This window comes from Alteromonas sp. 5E99-2 (genome assembly GCF_017368475.1).
Taxonomy (GTDB): domain Bacteria; phylum Pseudomonadota; class Gammaproteobacteria; order Enterobacterales; family Alteromonadaceae; genus Alteromonas_F.
Genome location: NZ_JAFNJE010000064.1, coordinates 1 through 711, shown reverse-complemented (window position 1 = coordinate 711; position 711 = coordinate 1). Strand labels below are relative to the sequence as shown.

Below are 711 nucleotides of genomic sequence, written 5' to 3'. Positions count from 1 at the left end.
GATGGCTGGTCACTGAACATTTTTATTGAAGAGCTGATTGCGCTGTATGTGGGGTTTGTTGAAGGTGAAGCACCAAGCTTAGCTGAATTGCCGATTCAATTTTCTGATTATGCCATATGGCAACGCAGCTGGTTAGGTGCAGGGGAAATGGACAGGCAGCTGGCCTATTGGCAAGACACGCTAGGTGAAGAGCATACTGCGTTAGCACTACCCTATGATTATAGTAAGCAAAGCCATGTTTCTGCGGTTGCGCAACAAGCACGTTTTGCATTCACACCTTCACAAACACAAGCCATTAAAGGGTTTGCTAGTGAGCATCAATCAACATTGTATATGGTGATGTTGGCTTTACTTAAGTTAACCTTATATCGCGTAACCGATACCCATGATTTACGTATTGGCTCGCCTATTGCGAATCGTTCACGTGTTGAAACGCAAGGTTTGATTGGTTATTTAATGAATGTACAAGTGCTGCGCACTGAATTACAGAGCAGTGCTGGTTTTAGTGCATTACTACATCAAGTAAAAGAAACGGTATTAGCCAGCCAAGTGAATGCCGATGTTCCGTTTGATATGTTGGTTGATGCGTTAAAACCAGAGCGGATTTCAGGTGTTCATCCGTTATTTCAAGTGAAATGTACGCAGCAAAATACACAAGAGCTGAACAAAACGTATCATTTTGCCGGATTAAGTATGAGTCTTACTGGGTTA

The 711-nt window shown here is 42.6% G+C and carries 1 protein-coding gene; it reads left to right on the top strand.

Annotation, left to right across the window (positions count from 1 at the left end; all coding sequences use genetic code 11):
• Nucleotides 1-711, top strand: a 711-nt coding sequence (locus tag J3L16_RS15885; protein ID WP_242698882.1) for a condensation domain-containing protein, incomplete at both ends; no start/stop codon positions are given.